The sequence below is a fragment of the Neisseria sp. P0016.S008 genome, assembly GCF_051957775.1.
GTDB classification, from domain to species: Bacteria; Pseudomonadota; Gammaproteobacteria; order Burkholderiales; family Neisseriaceae; genus Neisseria; species Neisseria flavescens_B.
The window spans coordinates 138,624-157,123 of sequence record NZ_JBQCWB010000005.1 but is presented as its reverse complement, the minus strand read 5'-3'; the positions used below and the strand labels follow the sequence as shown (position 1 = coordinate 157,123).

Genomic DNA, 18,500 nt, shown 5'->3' with positions numbered 1-18,500 from the left:
CCTTCGCCTGCATGTACGGCACCACCATTACCGTAGTGGACGGCTACGCACGCGCGATTGCCGAACCGGTACGCCTGTTGCGCGGTAAAGATAAAACCGGCAACGTCGAACTGTTTGCTTGGAACGTCTGGGTTGCAGGCTCAGGCTTGGCCGTGATTTTCTGGTTCAACAGCGCGATGGCCGAGCTGCTCAAATTCGCTATGATTACTGCTTTCGTTGCCGCCCCTGTGTTCGCTTGGTTGAACTACCGCCTCGTCAAAGGCGACAAACGCCACAAACTGACCATGGGCATGAACTTCCTCGCCATTATCGGTTTGATTTATTTGACCGGCTTTACCGTTTTGTTCCTACTGAACCAAACAGGCATTTTGGCTGCGCCTAAATAAACCCACATGGAAAAAAGGCCGTCTGAAACTTAAAAACAGGTTTCAGACGGCCTTTACAATCAATCATATCTTTTTGAATTTTCATTCAAACCCATTATAATGACTCCTTATTTCGCCGTTGCAGACCACCCGACGGCATCCGTATTTTGGAAAACTTATGAAGCCGTCTATCTTAGAAAAACTACAACAACTCAGCGACCGACTGGAAGAAGTCACGCACCTACTCGGTCAGCCTGAAGCCACGTCCGACATGGACAATTACCGTAAACTCACACGCGAACACGCCGAACTGACCCCCGTCGTCGAAGTCTTCCAAAACTATCAGCTGGCGCAAAGCGACTTGGCAGATGCCGAAGAAATGCTGTCCGACCCTGAAATGAAAGACTTTGCCGCCGAAGAAATCGAAGCGGCAAAAGCCAAAATCGACGAACTCGATACCGAATTGCAAAAACTGCTGTTGCCAAAAGATGCCGATGACGACAAAAACATCTTTATTGAAGTGCGCGCCGGTACCGGTGGCGACGAAGCCGCGCTGTTTGCAGGCGATTTACTGCGTATGTACAGCCGCTACGCCGAGCGCAACCGCTGGCAGGTTGAAATCGTGTCCGCCAACGAAAGCGAGTTGGGCGGCTATAAAGAAGTTATCGCCCGCATTATCGGCTTGGGCGCATACAGCCGTCTGAAATTTGAATCGGGTGGTCACCGCGTACAACGCGTTCCTGCCACCGAAAGCCAAGGCCGTATCCACACCTCCGCCTGTACCGTCGCCGTCATGCCCGAAGCGGACGAACTCGAAGACATTGAACTGAATCCGGCCGACCTGCGCATCGACACCTTCCGCGCATCCGGCGCGGGCGGTCAGCACATCAACAAAACCGACTCCGCCGTCCGCATTACCCACTTACCGACAGGCATGGTAGTCGAATGCCAAGACGGCCGCAGCCAACACGCCAACAAGGCGCAGGCGATGAAAGTCCTCGCCGCCCGCTTAAACGATGCACAAAAACGTGAAGCCCAAGCCAAAGAAGCCGCCGAACGCAAATCCCTGATCGGCAGCGGCGACCGCAGCGAACGCATCCGCACCTACAACTACCCGCAAGGCCGCGTGACCGACCACCGCATCAACCTTACCCTGCACAAACTGGATTTTGTGATGGACGGCGATTTGGAAGAAATCACCAATGCCCTGATTGCCGAGCATCAAGCCGAGCTTTTGGCGGCCATGGGGGATTGATATTTGCCTCACTCTGATCATCATTACCAATATAAAAGCCGTCTGAAATGTAAATTTCAGACGGCTTTTATTTAAAAACAAACAAACCTATAAAACAGTATTTATTTTGAGATTTGCTCCAAAGTCTGGATCATCAATAATTTAAAAGACTGTTGTAAAGGTTCAGGAAGTTGTAAAAAAATCAGTTCGACCGGCATTTCTTCTAAATCCTTTAATGTATTGTTTTGCTGTCTTTCCAAGTATTCTGCTAGCAGAAAAATAGACGAAACACGGCATCCCAATGCATCAGCAAGATATTTTAAGATAGCCTCACTGTATCCTTGATTACCATTCTCAAGATTGGAGATATTACTTTTCGAAGTATTTGCAAAATCAGCAAGTTGCTGCTGTGTCCAACCTTTTTGTTTTCTCAAAAATCTAATTGCACGACTTATATTCATGCAAAAGATATTAGAGAGAAATAGATTCAATTAAAATTGTATTGCTGTACTTCTTGACATAAAAATACTTAAATGCAATACTTCATACAGTTTTACTGTACTTTTCTATTTTTATGAAACTTTAAATCTTGAGGTGACCAAATGAAAATTAAACACTATCTCTTTGCTGGGATTTTACCAGTGATGTTATTAACTGGTTGTATGGGGGGCTTACCTTCATGCGGTTCAAGTGATGCAGAAGATTTGGTTAAAAAAATCATTAACCAACGCTCATTTCTTTTAGGTCAATTTGTTTCATTGGATGATGTGGAAGAAACTGCCGTTAATCATGATGCCGAAATAAGAGTATGTTCTGCCAAATTGACCACAACAAAAGGAAGTGAAAACATCACTTACTCAATCAAATGGCAGAATAAAGATAAAAGTAGTTTCTACTTAGAAATTAATTAAATATTAGGAGTGATACAAATGAAGGGACAAATTTTAGACTTTTCAATTCAAAACGGTGGTGGTCTGATCAACGGGGAGGATGGTAAGCGTTATCCATTTAAAAGCGAAGAATGGAAAGAACAAAACATTCCTACTCGAGGCATGAATGTTGATTTTGATATTAATGGAGATGGTCAGGCTATTGGTATTTACAAGGCACTAAATAGCAGTTCATCTAATAATGTCGTAAATGCATTCAATACTGTGGCGCAATCCAGAAATGAAAATGGACAATTATCACTGTTTGCCTTATTTTTGGAAACGCTATCTAAACGTTATGCACAATTTTCAGGGAGAGCATCCAAACGAGAATTTTGGGGATATACACTCTTTAGAATAATTGCAGATTTTTCCATTTTTATTGTCGCAATAATAATGTCTGAAATTAGCAGAAGTCTTGGAGATATTTTCTTCCTCCTATATTACCTATTTGCTCTAGCTGTAATTATTCCATCTTTATCTGTCGTTATTCGCCGTCTCCATGATATAGGAAAATCAGGTTGGTGGTTTCTCATTATACTTATTCCTATTATTGGCCCAATCTGGCTAATTGTTTTGATGTGCCAACCATCCTTCAATGGGGATAATCAATGGGGTAGTATGCCTGAAAACTAACCTTCTAGAGTAAGGCCATCTGAAACAAAAATTTCAGATAGCCTTTCCCAATGAATTAATCAAACTTTGTCTTACTCATTTCTATTTTACTGATACTCTAATACTTCCAAAAATTATGACTTAACCTTCAATCACTGATCTCCATTTCTAAATTACCTGAATACCAGAATTTCCCCTATGAACAGTATATTTAAAATAGTGCGATCTTTTTTAAAATTAAAAAATATTTATTTTGAGTAAATATGTAAACTGATACTTTTAGAGAAAATCATGATGCCCTGATTGCCGAGCATCAAGCCGAGCTTTTGGCGGCAATGGGGGATTGATGGATTTGGTCCATTGCGTTTATACTTTTCAGACGGCCTGATGACATATGTCAATATGACCGTGTATATGTTATCCCAAAGTGATAAAATGCAGCACCAGCTGCACAACAGCAACACCCTTCTACAATCACCGAAAGAGAGGACACAAAATGGCAAAAATCCTGATCGCACCGGTATCTACCGGCCTGAGCGCCGATGCAGCGGCAAAAGCATTTGCAGCGGCATTGAATGCGCAAGTTTTCCAAGCCGTTGACTCCACTACAGAAACCCTGTTGGCTCAAGGCAAGAGCGACGACTGGTTTGACGCGCTTGTCGGTAAAGTTGCAGCATTGAATGCAGACAATCTCGTTATCGAAGGCATCACTCCTGATGCAGACAAATTGTTCTTGGCAGGCAAAAACGTCGAATTGGCGCTGTCTTTAGACGCTGGCGTTGTATTGGCGCTGAAATCCGACAATACCGACGCGGCCGCCATCGCCCAACAATTAAACCTCGCCAAACAGCTCTACACTAACTCCCCAGGCTTATTGGAAGGCTTTATCATTGACGGCGCAGCAGCCGCTTTAGGCGCACAAGTTGCCGAGCAAACCGGCCTGACTTTCTTCGGCTCCAGCGACAACCTACAAGACGTATCCGCTTTGGCCAAACGCGAAGCCAAACGCCTGTCTCCAGCCCAATTCCGCTACAACCTGATCGATTTTGCCCGCAAAGCCGATATGCGCATCGTCCTGCCTGAAGGCGCAGAACCACGCACCGTCGCCGCTGCCGCTATCTGTCACGAAAAAGGCATCGCCCGTTGCGTACTGTTGGCGACCCGCGAAGAAGTTGAAGCCGTAGCTAAAGAGCGTGGCATTTCCCTGCCTGATTCTTTGGAAATCATCGATCCTGCCTCTTTGGTTGAGCAATACGTCGAGCCAATGTGCGAATTGCGCAAATCCAAAGGCCTGACTCCGGAAGATGCTCGCAAACAGCTGCAAGATACCGTCGTACTGGGTACCATGATGATGGCTCAAAACGACGTGGACGGTTTGGTTTCCGGCGCAGTCCACACCACTGCCAACACCATCCGTCCTGCCCTGCAACTGATTAAAACCGCTCCGGGTGCAAGCCTCGTATCCAGCGTATTCTTCATGTTGCTGCCTAACCAAGTATTGGCATTCGGCGACTGCGCGGTTAACCCGAACCCAACGCCTGAACAACTGGCCGACATCGCCATTCAATCTGCCGACAGTGCCAAAGCCTTTGGTATCGATCCAAAAGTAGCCATGATTTCCTACTCTACCATCAACTCGGGCAGCGGCCCTGATGTCGATGCAGTGATCGAAGCAACCAAACTGGCGAAAGAAAAACGCCCTGATTTGGCCATCGAAGGCCCGCTGCAATACGATGCGGCTACCGTTCCATCCATCGGCAAATCCAAAGCTCCGGGCAGCGCTGTTGCCGGTCAAGCAACCGTTTTGGTTTTCCCAGACCTCAATACTGGCAACTGTACTTACAAAGCCGTACAACGCAGCGCCAACGTCCTGAGCGTAGGCCCGTTGTTGCAAGGTTTGCGCAAACCGGTTAACGACTTGTCCCGTGGCGCATTGATTGAAGACATCGTCTTCACCATCGCCCTGACTGCCGTTCAAGCCAAACAAATGCAAGGCTGATTGACAAGCTGATGCTTTGAAATCAAAGGCCGTCTGAAACCGATGTTTCAGACGGCCTTTCGTATCTTTGCGCCAACTATATTATAATTCGCCATTATTTTCTGAAAGACTGCCCCAATGACTGCCTACCAGCAACAACTAGCCGACAAAAAGCAATATCTTCAGCAACTTTTCCAAGGACTGGATTTCCCTGAAATCGAAGTCTTTGAATCTCCGGAACAGCATTACAGGATGCGTGCCGAGTTCCGTATCTGGCATGAGGGCGGCGAAATGTTTTACGCCATGTTTGAGCGCGGGCAAAAAGCAAACGGGGCAAGCCTGATCCGTTGCGACCAATTTCCTGCCGCATCCGAATCCATCAATACCTTGATGCCGAAACTGATTGAAGCCGCGTCCAATCATCCCGAGCTGAAAAACCGCTGGTACGCCGTCGAATTTTTGTCCACTTTAAGCGGCGAAATGCTGGTTACCATGATTTACCACAAGAAGCTGAACGACGCATGGCAACAAGCCGCGCAAGAGCTGGCGCACAATTTGGGCATCCACATCATCGGCCGCAGCCGCGGACAAAAAATCGTATTAAGCCAAGATTTTGTGACCGAAGCGTTGGAAGTCAACGGCAAAACCTTCCGCTATCGTCAAATCGAGGGCAGCTTTACCCAACCCAATGCCCAAGTATGCCAAAAAATGCTGACTTGGGCGTGTGATGCCGCGCAAAACTTAGGCAAAGACCTGCTTGAGCTATATTGCGGCAACGGCAATTTCACCCTGCCGCTTTCACAACATTTCAATCAGGTGCTGGCGACCGAAGTTTCCAAAACTTCCGTCAATGCCGCCCAATGGAATATTGAAGCCAACCAAATTACCAACCTCAAAATCGCCCGCCTGTCTGCGGAAGAGTTTACCGAGGCCTACACGCAAAACCGTGAATTCCGCCGCCTGCAAGAACAAGGCATCGACTTGAAAAACTATGATTTTTCAACTATTTTTGTCGATCCTCCACGCGCCGGTGTTGATGATGAGACGCTCAAATTGGTTGCCCGATTCGACAATGTCCTCTATATTTCATGCAATCCTGAGACTCTGCGCGCCAATCTCGACACACTCTGTCAAACCCATACCATCGAACGCGCTGCTTTATTCGACCAATTCCCATTTACCCACCATATTGAAAGCGGCGTTTGGTTGAAGAAAAAATAAAACCATACAAAAAGGCCGTCTGAATGTTCAGACGGCCTTTAATTAAGGGCATATTAAGCGATTTTCAAATCAATCCGCTTCCAAAACCACTTTCATGGCTTGGTTTTCAGCAGCGTGTTTGAATACATCGTAAGCTTTTTCCAATTCGCTGAATTTGAAATGGTGGGTCATCATTTTGGTGTAATCCACTGAGCTGCTGGAAATGGCTTTCATCAGCATTTCGGTGGTATTGGCGTTAACCAGGCCGGTAGTGATGGCAAGGTTTTTAATCCACAGTTTTTCCAGTTTGAAATCAACAGATTGGCCATGTACACCAACCACAGCGATATGACCGCCGGGTTTCACAATGTCTTGGCACATATTCCAAGTTGCAGGGATACCGACCGCTTCGATGGCGCAATCTACGCCGTCTTCGCCAACAATGTCGGCAACTTGCTTGCTCACATCGCCGGAAGCAGGGCTGATGGTATGGGTTGCGCCCAATTCTTTCGCCAGTTTCAAGCGGTTTTCGTCCATATCGCAAACGATGATGGCGGCAGGGCTATACAGTTGAGCAGTCAGCAACGCAGACATACCGACAGGGCCGGCACCGGCAATGAATACGGTATCGCCAGGTTTCACATCGCCATATTGCACGCCGATTTCGTGGGCGGTCGGCAGGGCATCGCTCAACAGCAGGGCAACTTCTTCGTTGACGTTGTCAGGCAGCGGAACCAAGCTGTTGTCGGCATAAGGCGTACGGACGTATTCTGCCTGAGTACCGTCAATCATATAGCCCAAGATCCAACCGCCGTTGCGGCAGTGTGAATAAAGTTGGATTTTACAGTTGTCGCAAGTACAGCATTTGCTGACACATGAAATAATGACTTTATCACCGACTTTGATGTTTTTTACAGCATCGCCGACTTCTTCTACAATACCGATGCCCTCATGGCCGAGAATGCGACCGTCGGCAACTTCAGGGTTTTTACCCTTCCAAATACCCAAGTCAGTACCGCAAATCGTGGTTTTAACGATTTTGACGACTGCATCGGTCGGATCGATAATTTGAGGGCGGGGTTTTTCTTCGAAACGGATGTCGTTTGCGCCATGATAAACCATTGCTTTCATGTGAATCTCCTTGAACGGTTAATAAACTTTAACAATACAGCGTAAATTCACGTTAACTATATTTATATACCCCTCCACAAGATAAGTCAATCCTGATTATTATTTTATATGTCATAGTGTAACATACTGTTTTAAAAATAAATAATTAAAAATTAAATATTAATGAACATACCCACATCCTTCGCGCGACGACTCATCGATTGGCAGCGGCAGCATGGCCGTCACGACTTGCCTTGGCAGGTCAAAGACCCCTATTCCGTCTGGCTTTCAGAAATCATGCTCCAACAAACGCAGGTTGCTACCGTATTGGACTACTATCCACGTTTCTTAGCCAAATTCCCGACCGTGCAATCGCTTGCCGCCGCGCCGCAAGACGAGGTTTTATCCTTGTGGGCAGGCTTGGGCTATTACAGCCGCGCACGCAACCTGCACAAAGCCGCACAACAAGTCGTCGGACAATTCGGCGGTATCTTTCCGCCCGAACGCAAAGACTTGGAAACGCTCTGCGGCGTAGGCAGAAGTACCGCCGCCGCCATTTCTGCCTTTGCTTTCAAACGCCGCGAAACCATCTTGGACGGCAACGTCAAACGCGTTCTCTGCCGTGTCTTTGCCCAAGACGGCAATCCGCAAGACAAAAAATTTGAAAACTCGCTTTGGGCGCTTGCTGAAAGCCTGCTGCCGTCTGAAAACGCCGATATGCCCGCCTACACGCAAGGTTTGATGGACTTGGGTGCAACCGTGTGCAAACGAACAAAACCCTTGTGCCATCAATGCCCGATGGCGGACATCTGCGAAGCAAAAAAGCAAAATCGCATCGCCGAGCTGCCGCGCAAAAAAACTGCTCCCGAAGTGCAAACCCTACCGCTTTATTGGCTGATTATTCATAACGCTGACGGCGCATTATTGCTTGAGAAACGCCCTGCCAAAGGCATTTGGGGCGGTCTATATTGCGTACCCTGTTTTGAAAAATTAGACGATTTGTATGCTTACGCCGAACGCTTCGGCATTGTTTCAGACGGCCTTGAAGAACAAACCACGTTTACCCATCGCTTAACCCACCGCTTATTGATGATTACCCCTTTTCAGACGCAACAAAGGCCGTCTGAACATCTTTCAGACGGCCTTTGGGTATCAGCAGAACATTTGGCGGATTATGGCTTGCCCAAACCTTTAATCAAATATTTGGCAAAAGGCTAAACTGCCCTATTCCACAATCTCTTTAAATACAACTTCTTTTCCGCCGCGAATCAGTACGGCAAACCCATCGCCAATTTGCCAACGCGAGCTTGGATTGGCATACTCGACGCCCTGACTCCGCAAATGGACTTGCACCAGTTTCTCAACCGTATTGCCTTCACGCAACTCAACCATCATCGGGCTGTGGCTGTTGATATAAATTGCAGTAATCGTCCGACCTTGTGCGGATTGATAACGGACAGAATACGTCTGCGCCTGTGCAATGACCGGTAACGGCGCATCAGGGCGCACAGCCTTGTACGAGCCGCACGCAGCGCACAAACTCACACACAAAGCGCAGATAATTTTGTTCAACATAGGCATAGATTAGTAATGGTGATGCGGAATCTCGCCATCAAGACGGTAATAAGTGCCACAATACGGGCATTCAATCTCACTGTTGGACTGAATCGGCAAGAACACACGCGGATGGCCGTTCCACGTTTCATGATTAGGGCCGGAGCAATGCAACGGCAAATCCTGCGGCTTGATGACTACAACGTTTTTTTCAGACTGTGTACTCATGGTTTGGTTCCTCACTATGTTTTCTTATCTTCCGATATTGTAAAGCAAAACGGCCGCTAGGTTCAGACTGAAAACATTATATAATCACTTTTTTCAGACGGCCTTTGATGATTATGACCACCCTGCTCCGCCTTCAAGATTTTGATACTTCCGATTCCGCTTCATTTCTTTATACACTCAGCGCAGCCTATTTGGATCACACCGAACAGGCAGGCGACGAGGAAATGTCCGGCCTCAACGACGAACAGCATACATTGACCGCCCTTTGCTACCTCGACAGCCAAGTTCAAGAAGGCGGCTTCGTACAGCTTATCGCTTCAGGATACGGAGAATATATCTTCGGCAATCCGGTTGCCGACAGTCTGCGCCGCTGGCGCATCAAGCCGATACCGAGAATCTTAGACAAAGCCAAAACCTTGTACGAAAAACACGGCGAAGCCATTGAAAAAATGGCAGACGAACAAAGGGATTTCGACGAAATCCGCAAAGCTTTTTCCGATTTTGAAGAGCTTGACGGCGATTATTATGACGTCGCCGACGAAGACTTGGAAACTGCGGCAGCCTACGTTCAGGCAAATTGGGATAAATTTGCCAAACTGTCAGGCTAAGAATAAAACTTTGCCGGTTTGAATCATCTGTTCAAACCGGCAAAATCATCAATACGTCAAATTAACGTTTGTTTTTCTGATAAATCGGCATCACTTCAGGCAACATTTTGCGGATTGCATTGATACGCGCCTGATTGGTCGGGTGGGTCGACAAAATAGCCAATGAGCTGCCGCCCTGTACTTTGTTCATTTTTTCCCACACGCTTACCGCAGCCTCAGGATTGTAGCCTGCTTCAGCCATCAAACGCACACCGCCGGCATCCGCTTCGCTTTCCTGATGGCGTGAGAACGGTTTGGTCGCCAACAAATCTGCACCCAAGCCGACCAAATCACCATCTACACCGGTTGAGCTGGCCAAAATCGAACCGCCCAAGCCGGTCAATACTTGTCCGCCCAAAGCTTTTTTACTGTGTTCCAACAAAGCATGGGTCATCTCATGGCCGACAACGGCGGCAATTTCATCATCCGTCAGCTTCAATTTTTCTACTATGCCGGTGTACACAGCCATTTTACCGCCCGGCATTGCCCATGCGTTCATTTCATCACTGCGGATAACGTTCATCTGCCAGTTAAAAGGCACGCCGGTTTTGTTGGCGCGCTCAGCATGAGGACGCAGACGTGCAAACACGCGTTGAACGCGTTGAGCAGTCGGAGATGAAACATCCAAAGCTTTTTGACCACGCGCTTTTTGAATGACTTGTGAGTAACTTTTAGCCGCGTCTTCATTTAAAGTCGCAGTATCGTAGCCAACCATATCCGCTACAGAAGTACAGCCGGTCAACGCCAAAATCACGCCCATGCCGGCCCAATATTTTTTATTCCATTTTTTCAACATGTTTTCTCTCTGTGTTTTTAAGTTAATGTAACGACATTGTACCCAAATTTAATACACTTTACACAAAAGGCCGTCTGAACGGTTTCAGACGGCCTTTAAACATAATATTTAAGAACGGCGCTGCGACATCCAAGACTCAATCTTACGCGCATCATTTACGCGGGTTGTTGAAGACGGAGAGTTGAGCAACACAATGGTAATCGGCTGATTCTGTACATTGGCCTTAACCACCATAGAACGTCCTGCTTCACGAATATAGCCGGTCTTCTGCAATTCGATATTCCAGCTACCCTCACGCACCAAGGCATTGGAGTTTTTATAGTTTTGACGACCATTTGCCGTCCAAACCGAGCCGTAATTTGAAGTAGAATTTTTGCGGATCAGCGGATATTTGCTGGCTGCCGCAACCATGCGGTTCAAATCGCGTGCAGTAGAAACGTTTTGGAAATTCAAACCGGTAGGCTCATAGAAACGGCTGCTGGTCATGCCCAGGCTTTGTGCTTTGGCATTCATAGCCGCAACGAACGCGCTCATACCGCCCGGATAGGTACGGCCCAATGCATGGGTAGCACGGTTTTCACTGCTCATCAGGCTCAGGTGCAATAATTCGCCGCGTGTCAGCGTCGTACCGATGCTCAAACGGCTACCCGTACCTTTCAAACGGTCGATTTCAGCCTCAGTAATCGTGATAGGCTCGTTCATATCCAGATGCGCATCCAACACCACCATCGCGCTCATCAATTTGGAAATAGAGGCAATCGGCATGACACGATCAGGGTTTTTCTGATACAGCACTTCACCGGTTTTATTATTGAAAATCAAAGCAGATTGCGAAGACAGCAGAGGACCTGCCAAAGCGGCTTGAGCTTCGACTTGGCCGGCATGACTCAACGCAAAAGCTTCCATCGGGTCATTTTGCACTGGGAAATTTTGCTCCAAAAATTGTCCCAATACATCCATATCATCGGCAACAGCAGGTGCAGAAGCAAAGGCCAATGCCACACCTGTCCATACCATTCCTAAAGTTTTATAGAATTTCATATCTGCCAATTCAAAAAAAATACATTTAATTCAACATTCTGTTAAATTTTTCGCTAATTGTAAAGCGAGTTGAGAAAACTTTGCGTTTGTTTGCGAGATATTCAAATCCAGCGCCCGCATCTGTTTCTTAGACGATACGGCGCAATGCCTGCTCTGATTTGAAAAAACACAAGATAGTCATTATACTTAGGCTCCTTTGTCAGAGACATTCCCTCAATCCGGCAATACGCCCGAAATATCTGTTCCCCCTTTACAACACAGCCTCCATACAACCATACGAAGAAATTATTATGTCTGAAGAAAAACGCACCTGTTCATTCTGCGGGAAGTCCGAAAACGACGTTAAAAATCTGATCGAAGGCGAACACGCCTTCATCTGTAACGAATGTGTAGAAACTTGCAGCATGATGCTGCAAGACAACGAATCCGGCGAGATTGAAAACGAGCTTGCCAAAGCGAAAGAAGAAAACGCCGAGAAAAAACTGCCTACCCCGGCCGAAATCGTTGCCAACCTCAACGACCACGTTATCGGTCAGGAACACGCAAAAAAAGCGTTGGCGGTATCGGTTTACAACCACTACAAACGCCTGCGCCACCCGAAAGCAGAGGGCAAAGTTGAATTGTCCAAATCCAATATCCTGCTTATCGGCCCTACCGGCTCAGGTAAAACCCTGTTGGCGCAATCTTTGGCGCGCAAACTGGATGTACCTTTTGTCATGGCGGATGCCACAACTTTGACCGAAGCAGGTTATGTCGGTGAAGACGTCGAACAAATCATCACCAAACTTTTGGGCAAATGTGATTTTGACGTTGAAAAAGCCCAACGCGGCATCGTTTATATCGATGAAATCGATAAAATTTCACGCAAAAGCGACAATCCGTCCATCACGCGCGACGTATCCGGCGAAGGCGTGCAACAAGCCCTGCTGAAACTGATTGAAGGCACGGTAGCGAGCGTTCCTCCGCAAGGTGGCCGCAAACATCCAAACCAAGAATTCATCAACGTTGATACCACCAACATCCTCTTTATCTGCGGCGGTGCATTTGCCGGCTTGGAAAAAGTCATCCGACAACGTACTGAAAAAGGCGGTATCGGCTTTGGTGCAGCGGTGCACAGCAAAGATGAAAACGCCGATATTTCAGCACTGTTTGAAACAGTCGAGCCTGAAGACTTAATTAAATTCGGTTTGATTCCCGAGCTTATCGGCCGTCTGCCCGTGATTGCCACATTGGCAGAATTGGACGAAGATGCTTTGGTCAACATTTTGACCGAACCGAAAAACGCCTTGGTCAAACAATATCAAACCTTGTTTGCAATGGAAGATGTCGGTCTTGAGTTTGAAGAAGATGCCTTGCGCAGCATCGCCAAACTGGCGATGGAACGTAAGACCGGTGCGCGCGGCCTGCGCTCTATCGTCGAACGCTGCCTCTTGGACACCATGTACGCCCTGCCAGATTTGAAAGGCGTAGCAAAAGTCGTCATCAATAAAGAAGTGGTGGAAAAAGGCGATCAGCCAAAACTTTTCCGCGAAGACGGCAGCGAATATAAGCAATAAGGCCATTCCCTAAAAAGACGTGTACCCGTTACACGTCTTTTTTATTTTCTTTATAAAACCAAAAGCATATCTTTGAATAATGGTCTTATGCATAAAAAACAAAGGCCGTCTGAAATATACTCAGACGGCCTTTGTTTTCAAGTTGCTCTAAGTCTGTCTTCATCCGGAGTATTGATGAGAGTGACTTCCTTGAATTTTTTGACACTTATTTTTTTGCTTTCTTAACAGCTGCTTTTTTAGCAGGAGCAGCTTTGGCGGCAGGCTCAGAAGCCGCAGCTTCAGGAGCGGCAGTTTCAGAATCAGCTACAGGCTCAGATGCAGCAGGTTCGGAGGCAGCTGATTCAGCCGTACGTTGATAGCCTTTGCCTTTCATGCAGGCATCAAATACAGCGCGATCAGCATTTTCACCAGATGCTTGTTGACATTGAGTCATTGCTTCTTCAACAGTGATGCGTGGCGCTGCCGCTTCTTCAGGTTTGGAAGAAGAACAAGCTGCCAACATCAGGCTACCGGTTGCAAGAGCGATTAATAAAGTTTTCATAATTGTATATTCCTAAATTTTGATTTTATGGTTTACCGTTAAACGGGAGATACAGGCTACAAAACAAGCTCTGCACCTCAATATTGAGTACGTGAGTACAATTTAGTTTCATTTCAGCCTGTAAGTTTTTGATAAATTAATTCTATTGACGTTAAGACAAATGCTTAATTCCTAATAAACTCAAAACCTTGCAGGCCGGTAAATTTTTCTGTTTTTGAACTGTAAAAATATCAAAATATGGCTGTTTCTAGCCGCAACCATCATTTGGGGAGTCCCTCTTTTTATGGCATAATGGACTACTTGACGGATTGTTCCGCTCCCCATTTTTTTTCAAACCGCAGAATCAAAATCATACTGCGGTTTGTCCATTTCAGAATCAGATTTTTCAGACGGCCTCATCATTCCAAAGGCCGTCTGAACAGAAAGCCAGCATCATGAATCCTTTCTCTTCACTCGGTTTAGGCAGCGAATTAGTCTCTGCCCTGACCGATCAGGGTTATGAAAACCCGACGCCTATCCAAGCTGCAGCGATTCCTAAAGCCTTGGCAGGACACGACCTTTTGGCCGCGGCACAAACCGGCACAGGTAAAACCGCCGCCTTTATGCTGCCCAGCCTCGAACGCCTGAAACGCTACGCCACATCCAGCACCTCCCCTGCCATGCACCCTGTCCGCATGTTGGTATTAACCCCGACCCGCGAACTGGCCGATCAAATTGACCAAAACGTACAGGCATACATTAAAAATCTTCCTTTGCGCCATACCGTCCTCTTCGGCGGCGTCAATATGGACAAACAAACTGCCGACTTGCGCGCCGGTTGCGAAATCGTTGTCGCGACGGTTGGCCGACTGCTCGACCACATCAAGCAAAAAAACATCAATTTAAACAAAGTTGAAATCGTCGTACTCGACGAAGCCGACCGTATGCTTGATATGGGTTTCATCGACGATATCCGCAAAATCATGCAGATGTTGCCTAAACAGCGACAAACCCTGCTTTTCTCCGCCACTTTCTCACCGCCTATACGCAAGCTTGCGCAAGATTTTATGCACACGCCTGAAATGGTTGAAGTGGCTGCGCAAAACACCACCAACGCCAATGTCGAGCAACACATCATTGCCGTTGATGCACTCAAAAAACGCAGCTTGCTCGAACGTTTGATTGTTGATTTGCATATGAATCAAGTCATTGTATTCTGCAAAACCAAACAAAGTGTCGATCAAGTTACCCGAGACCTCGTCCGTCGCAACATTGCTGCGCAATCCATCCACGGCGACAAATCCCAACAAAGCCGACTGGAAACCCTCAACGCCTTTAAAGAAGGTACATTACGCGTTTTGGTTGCCACTGACGTTGCAGCGCGCGGCCTGGATATTGCCGAGTTGCCTTTCGTCATCAACTACGAGCTGCCAACCCAACCTGAAGACTACGTCCACCGCATCGGACGTACCGGCCGGGCCGGTGCCGACGGCGTTGCCATTTCCTTGATGGATAAAACCGAACAGAAAATGTTTGAATCCATTAAAGAGCTGATCGGCAGCGATTTGAATGTGGAACGCATCGAAGGCTTTGAGCCGCATTGGTGGGGCAACGACAATCAAGATGAAGCCGAAGCACAACCGGTTCAGCACAACGACAGCCGATCTCGCCGCGATGATAGAAACAAACGCAACGAATACGCGAGTAAATCAGACAAAAACTCGAAAAAAGCAGAAGAGAAAAACGATCCGGGTATTGTCTGCGGCAAAATTGCCGGCAGAACACGCCACAGCCGTCACGAGCGTCAGCCTTGCGCCCTGCTCCAACCTGGTTTTGGCGTAAAGTAAACAACGCTGATTAATCGGTTTTCTGATTATTTATCCTAAGCAAAGGCCGTCTGAAACTTATCTTTCAGACGGCCTTTTATTGAACTAAAAATAAAAAGGACGTGATGAACACGCCCTTTATTTTTCCGTTTCAGACGGCCTTTATTATTTAAGGCCGTCTGAAAATCGGTTTACCTTACTATATTAAACATTCACTTTCTCGGCTACTTCGTTGTAGCTGTCGATTTCATTGAAGTTCATGTAGCGGTAGATTTGGTCACCCTGTTCGTTGATGATACCGATATTGGCTTGGTATTCTTCAACAGTCGGGATTTTACCCAGTTTGGAGCAGATTGCCGCCAACTCAGCCGAGCCGAGGTAAACAAAGGTGTTTTTACCCAAGCGGTTCGGGAAGTTACGGGTAGAAGTGGACATTACAGTCGCACCTTCGTGTACTTGCGCTTGGTTACCCATACACAATGAGCAACCCGGCATTTCCATACGCGCGCCTGCACGGCCGAGTACACCGTAGTGACCTTCGTCAGACAACTCTTTCGCATCCATTTTGGTCGGCGGTGCCATCCACAGACGTACCGGGATGTCGCTCTTGCCTTCCAAGAGTTTGGAGGCGGCGCGGAAGTGGCCGATGTTGGTCATACAAGAACCGATGAACACTTCGTCGATTTTGGTGCCGGAGCGTTCAGACATGAAGCACACGTCGTCAGGGTCGTTCGGGCAAGCAATAATCGGCTCTTTAATGTCGTCCATGTTGATTTCAATCACGGCGGCGTATTCGGCATCTTTATCCGCTTCGAGCAATTCAGGATTTGCCAACCATGCTTCCATGGCTTTGATACGGCGTTCCAAAGTGCGTGAATCTTGATAGCCGTCGGCAATCATGTTTTTCATCAACACAATATTGGATTTCATGTACTCGATAATCGGCTCTTTGTTGAGCTTCACGGTACAGCCAGCAGCAGAGCGTTCGGCAGACGCGTCAGTCAATTCAAAGGCTTGTTCCACTTTCAAATCAGGCAGGCCTTCGATTTCGAGGATGCGGCCGGAGAAGATGTTTTTCTTACCGGCTTTGGCAACAGTCAGCAAACCTTGTTTAATCGCGTAAAGCGGAATTGCATTTACCAAGTCGCGCAGGGTTACGCCCGGTTGCAGTTTGCCGCTGAAGCGTACCAATACGGACTCAGGCATATCGAGCGGCATTACGCCTGTGGCTGCTGCGAAAGCAACCAAGCCCGAACCTGCAGGGAAAGAAATACCGATAGGGAAACGGGTGTGGCTGTCGCCGCCGGTACCGACTGTATCAGGCAGCAGCAGACGGTTGAGCCATGAGTGAATCACGCCGTCACCCGGACGCAGGGATACACCGCCACGGGTAGAAATGAAGGCAGGCAATTCTTTATGGGTTCTGACATCGACAGGTTTCGGATAAGCGGCAGTGTGACAGAAAGACTGCATTACCATATCTGCTGAGAAGCCCAAGCAAGCTAAGTCTTTCAATTCATCGCGAGTCATCGGACCGGTAGTATCTTGCGAGCCGACAGTAGTCATGCGTGGTTCGCAGTAAGTACCCGGACGCACGCCTTTGCCTTCCGGCAGACCACAAGCACGGCCAACCATTTTTTGGGCCAAGGTGAAACCGGCTTTGCTTTCGGCAGGCGCTTGAGGCAGACGGAACTCAGTAGAAGCAGGCAGTTTCAGTGCTTCGCGCGCTTTGGCAGTCAGGCCGCGACCGATAATCAGGTTGATACGGCCGCCGGCTTGTACTTCGTCCAGCAATACTTGAGATTTCAGGCTGAACTCGGCAACAGTTTCGCCGTTTTTCACGATTTTGCCTTCATAAGGCAGGATATCGACGACATCGCCCATTTTCAGAGCAGATACATCGACTTCAATCGGCAATGCGCCGGAGTCTTCTTGAGTGTTGAAGAAAATAGGAGCAATTTTGCCACCCAGGCATACGCCGCCGAAACGTTTGTTCGGTACGAATGGAATATCTTCGCCTGTATGCCAAATTACAGAGTTGGTAGCAGATTTGCGTGAAGAACCGGTACCGACCACATCGCCGACGTAAGCAACAGGATGGCCTTTGGCTTTGAGTTCTTCCAACAATTTAATCGGACCGACTTCACCCGGTTTGTCAGGATTGATGCCGTCGCGCGGGTTTTTCAACATCGCCAGCGCATGCAGAGGGATATCAGGACGGCTCCATGCATCAGGTGCAGGAGAAAGGTCGTCTGTATTGGTTTCACCGTCGACTTTGAAGACGGTAACAGTGATTTTTTCTGGAACTTTGGCGCGAGAAGTGAACCATTCGGCATCTGCCCAGGATTGCAATACTTCTTGCGCGTATTTGTTGCCTTTTTCGGCTTTTTCTTGAACATCGTGGAAAGAGTCAAACATCAACAGAGTGTGTTTCAAACCATTTGCAGCGATAGGCGCAAGTTTGTCGTTATCCAAGAGTTCGATGAGTGCATGAATGTTGTAACCGCCAAGCATGGTACCCAACAGCTCGGTAGCATACTCAGGGGAAATCAGCGGACTGGATGCGCTGCCTTCGGCAACGGCAGCCAAAAATGAGGCTTTAACTTTGGCGGCATCGTCCACACCGGGTGGTACACGGTGAGCCAACAGCTCAACCAAGAATTCACCTTCACCGGCAGGTGGATTTTTCAGCAGCTCAACCAAATCAGCAGTCTGCTGAGCAGTCAGAGGAAGGGGGGGAATACCAAGGGCGGCGCGCTCGGCGGCGGCTTTACGATAGGCTTCTAACATCTCTTTGTTCCTTTTTCTGTTTTTTCTTCTGGGCAATTGCAAATGATTTGCAATTAAAGATTGTAAACAATCCTTTTAAGCATCATAGACCAGTTTTCAAAAAATGGGAAC

At 47.6% G+C, this 18,500-nt stretch carries 17 protein-coding genes and 1 pseudogene; 10 read left to right on the top strand and 8 right to left on the bottom strand.

Annotation, left to right across the window (positions count from 1 at the left end; translation table 11 throughout):
• Both ACTHS8_RS08255 and prfA read left to right on the top strand, forming a co-directional pair.
• Positions 1-386, top strand: a pseudogene (locus tag ACTHS8_RS08255) (divalent metal cation transporter); the annotation flags it as partial.
• A gap of 157 nt (positions 387-543) precedes the next feature.
• A complete protein-coding gene (gene prfA, locus ACTHS8_RS08250; RefSeq protein ID WP_049329850.1) occupies positions 544-1,620 on the top strand; it encodes a peptide chain release factor 1 in 1,077 nt (358 codons plus the stop codon).
• 101 nt (positions 1,621-1,721) lie between these two features.
• Here prfA and ACTHS8_RS08245 read toward each other — a convergent pair whose 3' ends face one another.
• Entirely contained in the window at positions 1,722-2,033 is a 312-nt protein-coding gene (locus ACTHS8_RS08245; RefSeq protein ID WP_003745796.1) for a helix-turn-helix domain-containing protein, read from the bottom strand.
• 168 nt (positions 2,034-2,201) lie between these two features.
• Between ACTHS8_RS08245 and ACTHS8_RS08240 the strand changes: the two genes are divergently transcribed.
• From ACTHS8_RS08240 to trmA, 4 genes are all read left to right on the top strand, one after another.
• Complete coding sequence (locus ACTHS8_RS08240; protein WP_003745794.1) at positions 2,202-2,510, top strand: hypothetical protein; 309 nt, start codon at positions 2,202-2,204, stop codon at positions 2,508-2,510.
• An 18-nt stretch (positions 2,511-2,528) separates the two neighbouring features.
• Positions 2,529-3,164 carry a DUF805 domain-containing protein gene (locus ACTHS8_RS08235; protein ID WP_004519377.1) on the top strand — a complete coding sequence of 212 codons (636 nt, stop codon included), beginning with the start codon at positions 2,529-2,531 and terminating at the stop codon, positions 3,162-3,164.
• A gap of 475 nt (positions 3,165-3,639) precedes the next feature.
• Positions 3,640-5,142, top strand: a complete 1,503-nt coding sequence (gene pta / locus ACTHS8_RS08230; protein ID WP_063067961.1) for a phosphate acetyltransferase — start codon at positions 3,640-3,642, stop codon at positions 5,140-5,142.
• Positions 5,143-5,259: 117 nt separating this feature from the next.
• The gene (gene trmA / locus ACTHS8_RS08225; protein ID WP_440373455.1) at positions 5,260-6,342 is read left to right on the top strand and encodes a tRNA (uridine(54)-C5)-methyltransferase TrmA; all 1,083 of its coding nucleotides are present in this window, start codon (positions 5,260-5,262) and stop codon (positions 6,340-6,342) included.
• A gap of 69 nt (positions 6,343-6,411) precedes the next feature.
• On the opposite strand, the gene ACTHS8_RS08220 is transcribed toward trmA, so the two are convergent.
• On the bottom strand, positions 6,412-7,452 hold the full coding sequence (locus ACTHS8_RS08220; RefSeq protein WP_296186457.1) for a zinc-dependent alcohol dehydrogenase family protein: 1,041 nt from the start codon (positions 7,450-7,452) through the stop codon (positions 6,412-6,414).
• 162 nt (positions 7,453-7,614) lie between these two features.
• Between ACTHS8_RS08220 and mutY the strand changes: the two genes are divergently transcribed.
• The gene (gene mutY / locus ACTHS8_RS08215; RefSeq protein ID WP_440373454.1) at positions 7,615-8,649 is read left to right on the top strand and encodes an A/G-specific adenine glycosylase; all 1,035 of its coding nucleotides are present in this window, start codon (positions 7,615-7,617) and stop codon (positions 8,647-8,649) included.
• A gap of 6 nt (positions 8,650-8,655) precedes the next feature.
• Here the strand turns inward: mutY and ACTHS8_RS08210 are convergent, their stop codons facing one another.
• Positions 8,656-9,012 (bottom strand): hypothetical protein, encoded by a 357-nt coding sequence (locus tag ACTHS8_RS08210; protein WP_440373453.1) that lies wholly within the window; start codon positions 9,010-9,012, stop codon positions 8,656-8,658.
• Between the two features lie 3 nt (positions 9,013-9,015).
• Entirely contained in the window at positions 9,016-9,213 is a 198-nt protein-coding gene (locus ACTHS8_RS08205; RefSeq protein ID WP_003745781.1) for a zinc-finger domain-containing protein, read from the bottom strand.
• Positions 9,214-9,326: 113 nt separating this feature from the next.
• Between ACTHS8_RS08205 and ACTHS8_RS08200 the strand changes: the two genes are divergently transcribed.
• A complete protein-coding gene (locus ACTHS8_RS08200) occupies positions 9,327-9,821 on the top strand; it encodes a DMP19 family protein (RefSeq protein ID WP_440373452.1) in 495 nt (164 codons plus the stop codon).
• A 61-nt stretch (positions 9,822-9,882) separates the two neighbouring features.
• Here the strand turns inward: ACTHS8_RS08200 and ACTHS8_RS08195 are convergent, their stop codons facing one another.
• Complete coding sequence (locus ACTHS8_RS08195) at positions 9,883-10,656, bottom strand: M48 family metallopeptidase (RefSeq protein WP_440373451.1); 774 nt, start codon at positions 10,654-10,656, stop codon at positions 9,883-9,885.
• A gap of 108 nt (positions 10,657-10,764) precedes the next feature.
• Positions 10,765-11,673 (bottom strand): serine hydrolase, encoded by a 909-nt coding sequence (locus tag ACTHS8_RS08190; RefSeq protein ID WP_440373460.1) that lies wholly within the window; start codon positions 11,671-11,673, stop codon positions 10,765-10,767.
• A 314-nt stretch (positions 11,674-11,987) separates the two neighbouring features.
• Here ACTHS8_RS08190 and clpX point away from each other — a divergent pair, with 314 nt between their 5' ends.
• A complete protein-coding gene (gene clpX, locus ACTHS8_RS08185; RefSeq protein ID WP_440373450.1) occupies positions 11,988-13,253 on the top strand; it encodes an ATP-dependent Clp protease ATP-binding subunit ClpX in 1,266 nt (421 codons plus the stop codon).
• 205 nt (positions 13,254-13,458) lie between these two features.
• Here clpX and ACTHS8_RS08180 read toward each other — a convergent pair whose 3' ends face one another.
• Positions 13,459-13,794 carry a hypothetical protein gene (locus ACTHS8_RS08180; protein ID WP_440373449.1) on the bottom strand — a complete coding sequence of 112 codons (336 nt, stop codon included), beginning with the start codon at positions 13,792-13,794 and terminating at the stop codon, positions 13,459-13,461.
• A gap of 431 nt (positions 13,795-14,225) precedes the next feature.
• Here ACTHS8_RS08180 and ACTHS8_RS08175 point away from each other — a divergent pair, with 431 nt between their 5' ends.
• A complete protein-coding gene (locus ACTHS8_RS08175; protein ID WP_440373459.1) occupies positions 14,226-15,620 on the top strand; it encodes a DEAD/DEAH box helicase in 1,395 nt (464 codons plus the stop codon).
• Between the two features lie 183 nt (positions 15,621-15,803).
• Here the strand turns inward: ACTHS8_RS08175 and acnB are convergent, their stop codons facing one another.
• Complete coding sequence (gene acnB, locus ACTHS8_RS08170; protein WP_254321607.1) at positions 15,804-18,389, bottom strand: bifunctional aconitate hydratase 2/2-methylisocitrate dehydratase; 2,586 nt, start codon at positions 18,387-18,389, stop codon at positions 15,804-15,806.
• Positions 18,390-18,500: the final 111 nt, after the last annotated feature.